This window comes from Leptospira alexanderi serovar Manhao 3 str. L 60 (genome assembly GCF_000243815.2).
Lineage (GTDB): Bacteria > Spirochaetota > Leptospiria > Leptospirales > Leptospiraceae > Leptospira > Leptospira alexanderi.
In genome coordinates this window covers 102,501-107,500 of the sequence record NZ_AHMT02000049.1, presented here as the reverse complement: position 1 = coordinate 107,500, position 5,000 = coordinate 102,501, and the positions used below count along the sequence as shown (strand labels likewise).

At 40.6% G+C, this 5,000-nt stretch carries 5 protein-coding genes (1 of these 5 only partly in view); 4 read left to right on the top strand and 1 reads right to left on the bottom strand.

The features are described from left to right. Positions 1-8: 8 nt before the first annotated feature. From proB to LEP1GSC062_RS15450, 4 genes are all read left to right on the top strand, one after another. Positions 9-881, top strand: a complete 873-nt coding sequence (proB, locus tag LEP1GSC062_RS15470; RefSeq protein WP_039942313.1) for a glutamate 5-kinase — start codon at positions 9-11, stop codon at positions 879-881. Beyond that, positions 878-2,128 carry a glutamate-5-semialdehyde dehydrogenase gene (locus LEP1GSC062_RS15465; RefSeq protein WP_010579158.1) on the top strand — a complete coding sequence of 417 codons (1,251 nt, stop codon included), beginning with the start codon at positions 878-880 and terminating at the stop codon, positions 2,126-2,128. Before proB ends, LEP1GSC062_RS15465 begins: the two co-directional genes overlap by 4 nt. Before the next feature lie 3 nt (positions 2,129-2,131). Next, entirely contained in the window at positions 2,132-2,725 is a 594-nt protein-coding gene (gene nadD, locus LEP1GSC062_RS15460; protein WP_020984700.1) for a nicotinate (nicotinamide) nucleotide adenylyltransferase, read from the top strand. A 340-nt stretch (positions 2,726-3,065) separates the two neighbouring features. Further along, the gene (locus LEP1GSC062_RS15450; RefSeq protein WP_020984708.1) at positions 3,066-4,226 is read left to right on the top strand and encodes an Lcl C-terminal domain-containing protein; all 1,161 of its coding nucleotides are present in this window, start codon (positions 3,066-3,068) and stop codon (positions 4,224-4,226) included. 314 nt (positions 4,227-4,540) lie between these two features. Here LEP1GSC062_RS15450 and LEP1GSC062_RS15445 read toward each other — a convergent pair whose 3' ends face one another. After that, positions 4,541-5,000 carry the 3' portion of a TIGR01777 family oxidoreductase gene (locus LEP1GSC062_RS15445; protein WP_020984727.1) on the bottom strand. The gene runs 461 nt beyond the window's last position, so 460 of the gene's 921 nt are visible here — the last part of the coding sequence; its start codon lies off the right edge, out of view — the gene reads right to left on this strand; its stop codon occupies positions 4,541-4,543.

Sequence of the window (5,000 nt, the reverse complement as noted above, 5' to 3'; positions counted from 1 at the left end):
ACAACGGAATGAATATGGAACGAAATTCACTGTCAGAAAAAATCCACAGTGCAGAGATGATCGTCATCAAAGTAGGTTCCGCGAGGTTGTCCGGTCCTGAATCGGAAGTGAACGATTTTCTATTTCAATTGGTAAGCGACATTCGTCATCTCAGAGATCTAGGTAAAAAAGTAATCCTAGTTTCCTCCGGTGCGATCGCAAGAGGAAGACTTTTGTTAAACGAACTCCCCTCTTCCATCTCTTCTAGAGATTCCCTCTCCGAAAAACAAGCATTAGCCGCTATGGGTCAGAACAGACTCATCAATCTTTACGACAGTTTTTTTTCCAAGGTGAACTTGAGCATAGCCCAGATTCTTTTCGGCGTTCTAGATCTTGAATCCAAAGAAGGTTATAAAAATCTAAAGAACACGTTCACTCAACTTTTGGAATGGGGAATACTTCCTATTGTCAATGAGAACGACTCGGTCGCAACCGAAGAAGTGAAGTTCGGGGACAACGATATGCTTTCCGCACTTGTAAGTTTGATTGTAGGCGCGGATTTGCTCCTCATTTTAACCGGAGTGGAGGGATTTCTCAAAGAAGAAAAAGTAGTCCCTTTTTTGGAAGGAATTTCGAAAGACGACCTGAACCTCGCGGGCGGCCCGAGCGGCCCCGGAACCGGCGGAATGTTCACCAAACTTAAATCAGCCGGTCTATTATCGGAAGCAGGAATACCGACCGCGATTTTAAACGGCAAGAAAATGCATGCGATCCGAGAATTTTTGGAAAAAAACTCGGTCGGAACTTTGATTGCGCCTTCCGGAAACCGAGTTTTTTCTGAGGAAGATGTGAAAGAAATCATCCGCAAAAATCGAAATGGCAACGGGGAAAATCATCTATGAAAGAAATCGAATACGTTAAAGAACTTTCTTATCGGGTCAAAAAAGCTTCCAGAACTTTAAAATCACTTTCTTCATCCCAAAAAAACAAGGTTCTTTTGGAACTTGCAAACATATTAGAAAAACGTAAATCGGAAATTCTTTCCGCAAACGAGTCCGACCTAAAGAACGGCAAAGAAAAAAACCTCTCTTCCGCTTTGATGGATCGTCTTTTATTAAATGAAAAACGAATCGCTTCCATGGCTTCCGCAGTTCGAGAAATCGTTTCACTTCCAGACCCCGTCGGAGAAGTTACGAGAGGTTTGACCCTTCCGAACGGTCTCGAACTTGTGACCAAAAGAGTTCCTCTCGGAGTCGTGATGGTCATCTACGAATCTCGTCCGAACGTAACGATCGACGTAGGCGCCCTTTCTTTCAAATCGGGGAACGCATGTATTCTCAGAGGAGGAAGCGAAGCGTTTCATTCCAACGCGATTTTAGTAAAACTATTTCATGAAATTCTAAACAAAGAAGGAATCGATACAAGTGCGATCACTTTTGTAGACAAAACGGATCGCTCCTTTATGCTTCCTTTCCTTCAACAGGTTTCTTTGATCGACATAGTGGTTCCGAGAGGCGGAGAAGGTTTGATCAAATTTGTCTCAGAGCATTCTATGATTCCAGTCGTCAAACATGACAAAGGTGTTTGTAATCTCTATATTGATCAAGATGCCGATCCTGCGAAAGTAATTCCGATCGTAATCAACTCCAAAGTGCAAAGACCGGGAGTATGCAACGCTACGGAAAACTTAATACTTCACAACGGTTATCCGTTTCGAAAAGAATTGTTAGAAGCTCTAGCCAAAGAAGGTGTGGAACTATTACTTGATCCTTCCGCGCTTTCTCTGTACCCGAAAGGAAAGCCGGTTAAAGAGGAGGACTATCAGGAAGAATTTTTGGATCTTCGTCTTTCGGTAAAAACGGTTTCCAGCTTGGAAGAAGCGTTAGCCTTTATCGAAAGAACTTCTTCAGGTCATACGGAAGCCATCGTCACGGAAGATTTAAACGTGGCTAAAATTTTCACAAGTTCCTTAGATTCCGCCGCTTTATTTGTCAATTGCTCCACGCGTTTTCACGACGGCGCAGAATTCGGTCTCGGCGCCGAAGTGGGAATTTCCACCGGCAAGTTACACGTCCGTGGTCCTATGGGTTTGGTCCACCTCACGACCACAACCACCTATGTAACCGGAAACGGACAAATCCGAAATTAACCCATGACTTCACCAATCCTCACGGGAATTTTCGGAGGCAGTTTCGATCCTCCTCACGAAGGACATTCGGGAATTTTAAAGTCTTTTTTTCGGGAAGTCCCAGAGTGTAAGGAAGTCTTTCTGATTCCAAACCGACAGAACCCTCTCAAAGGAGAGAAGTTTTCTTCTCCCGAAAATATATTAGAAATGTTGAATTTATTTGTCTCCGAGTTTTCGGAACCGATTCGAATTTTGGATCTGGAATTGAATTATCCGGGTCCGAGTTATACGATTGAAACGATTCAAAAACTCAAGATTCTCCATCCGAATCGAGAGTTTGTTCTTTTAATCGGAGAGGATAATTATTCCAATTTTCACGAATGGAGGAATTATGAAAAAATTTTGGATGAAGTTCGAAAAGTTTTCGTCTTTCGAAGATTCTCGGAAGTAGTTCCTCAGAATTCAAAACTTTTCTCTCAATTTCAATTTTTGAAAAATCCTTTGATTCCCGCAAGTTCCACGGATTTTAGGCAATCGTTCTTTCGATCCATAATTCCGAACCGAATTCCAAAAAAAGTTTTGGATTATATTCTAAAAAACGAACTTTATTCTAAATAACGTGACATTTTGTCGGAATTGGGTGTGGAAATATCATCCATTTATATAAAAATGCCTTCGGAAAAATCTCTTGGAGCTATTTCAAAATTATTTCTGTTCTTAAGTCTAAAAAACTGCTTCTAAATTTCACTGGTCCATTTCTAAAAATAATATAATCTGACCACTTCGGCTTTAAATTTAACTTTATAAAAACCCGATTTAAGAATAGGATACCATTCTGATCTACATCTTTTCGAGAGCTTGAAATTAAATCTTTAAATAAATCATTCATATGATAAAATAAATGATTTTCTCAAGTTTCTTTCTGTTAGGGATTAAGAATACCGAGGGTAAAAAGTGTATGAATAAATATCTTGTATCTTTTTTTATTTTTTCTTTTCTTTTCTGTGCAAAACTTCCGAACAAACCGGACCCTCCTTATGTTATATTCCAATATCTGCAAGCGTTAATTTCCAATACCCAAGAAACATCGAATGATTCTCAATGCTCAAACGGACCTACAAATTTTAATCCGGGAGCCGTTTTTGATACGGGGCAGACGATTTGTTGGGATAATGCAGGAACTGCTATTGCGTGTCCGGGGACCGGTAATGATGGAGAATTTAGCAATACTCCAAACGCGCGCTCTTTTTCCGCCCCGACCCCAAACTGCAAATTTACTTCGGATTATACTACGTTAGATACTCTACACGGACTTACTTGGAAAACTTGCGCTCAGGGTCAAACAGGTTCAAATTGCTCCGGAGCAGCAACCGCAATCAATTGGAACAATGCGAACGCCGGGTTAGCGGGAAGTTGTACAATCTTAAACGGACTCAACGGCGGACAAGGTTATGCGGGAAAAACCAACTGGAGAATTCCTACAATCAAAGAATTAGCCTCTCTGGTTCATTATTCAAACAATCCGCATATCAACAATACTTCCTTTCCAAATACATTTTCAGGAACCAAATATATGACAAATACGGCCGACGCTACAACACCCGGTTCCAATTGGGCGATCAACTTTTCGGCCGCGACTTTGGGGATTTCGAATGAGCCACAAGGAAATAACATCAATCTTCGTTGTGTTTCCGGAAACCCGATTCCGGCGTTCTCCTTTGTTAATAATGGAAATGGAACAGTCACCGACCAAAATACGGGACTTCTTTGGTCTCAATGTTCGGAAGGACAGGCCGGTGTAGGATGTGCGGGAGGAAGTTCGGATTTGGATTGGACTGCGGCTCTAAATGCGTGTGATGTTTTGAATTTAGCAGGAAGAACGAATTGGAGATTACCAAACGCTAACGAACTTTTGAGCATCGTCGATTTCAATAATAATAACCCTGCCATCAACGTTGTTTCCTTTCCAAATACCCCAAACTCTAACTATTGGACATCGACAACCTATGAGAACAATACTTTTTTCGCAGTCAGTATTTCTTCCACAACCGGCTCCTTATTTACAGGTCTAAATGACAAAAACCAAACACTCAAAGTTCGTTGTGTTACGACATTTTAATACGAAAAAAAACTTCTTCTTATCAACCGATTTTAAAATTTCTTCTAAGAACCGTCTCTAAATGTAAGAACTTTTTAGATGTTAGCATATGTATTAGGGATTAGGTTTTAGGGGTTAGGACTTTACATTACATACATTACAGAAGAAGAAAATTAACCTTTGTTAAAGTCTGATCCCTCTATTAGGAAAAAGTAACTGAACTCTGACTCCTATTCACTGACCCTAAAACGTGGGAACTCCTACATGTTTTAGAAGTTTACCGGACTTTTGAGATATTTTTTAAGGTTTTGAAATGGACTTTTAGTTTTAAGAAATTACGAACTTGAGATCAAGAGATCTCGCAATGCTGGGTCAAGTCTTGGATATAAAAAAGAAAATCCGGATTTTTGTAACCTCTCCGGTATCACTTTCTGCCCTTTTAAGATCACGTCCGCGCCGTCTTGATAAAGGACTTTTAAAATCGTCGCCGGAACTCTAAAAAATGCGGGACGTTTTAATATATGTGCAAGTATTTTCGAAAAGATCTCATTACTTACCGGATTTGGAGCTACTAAATTGAACGCTCCTGAAAGATTAGAATTTTCTAATAAATAAACGATCGCACCGACCATGTCTTCGATATGAATCCAGCTAAAGACTTGCCTTCCGGAACCTATCGGTCCTCCCAAACCCAATCGAAAAGGAGAAAGCATACTTCCCAGAGCTCCTCCGTAAAGGCTTAAAACAACACCGGTTCTGATTCGGACTAACCTTATTCCAAGTTTTGAAAGCGGT

Excerpts from the sequence above, each read along its gene's own strand:
- proB (WP_039942313.1), top strand. The coding sequence starts at position 9 with ATGAATATGGAACGAAATTCACTGTCAGAAAAAATCCACAGTGCAGAG.
- LEP1GSC062_RS15465 (WP_010579158.1), top strand. The coding sequence starts at position 878 with ATGAAAGAAATCGAATACGTTAAAGAACTTTCTTATCGGGTCAAAAAA.
- nadD (WP_020984700.1), top strand. The coding sequence starts at position 2,132 with ATGACTTCACCAATCCTCACGGGAATTTTCGGAGGCAGTTTCGATCCT.
- LEP1GSC062_RS15450 (WP_020984708.1), top strand. The coding sequence starts at position 3,066 with ATGAATAAATATCTTGTATCTTTTTTTATTTTTTCTTTTCTTTTCTGT.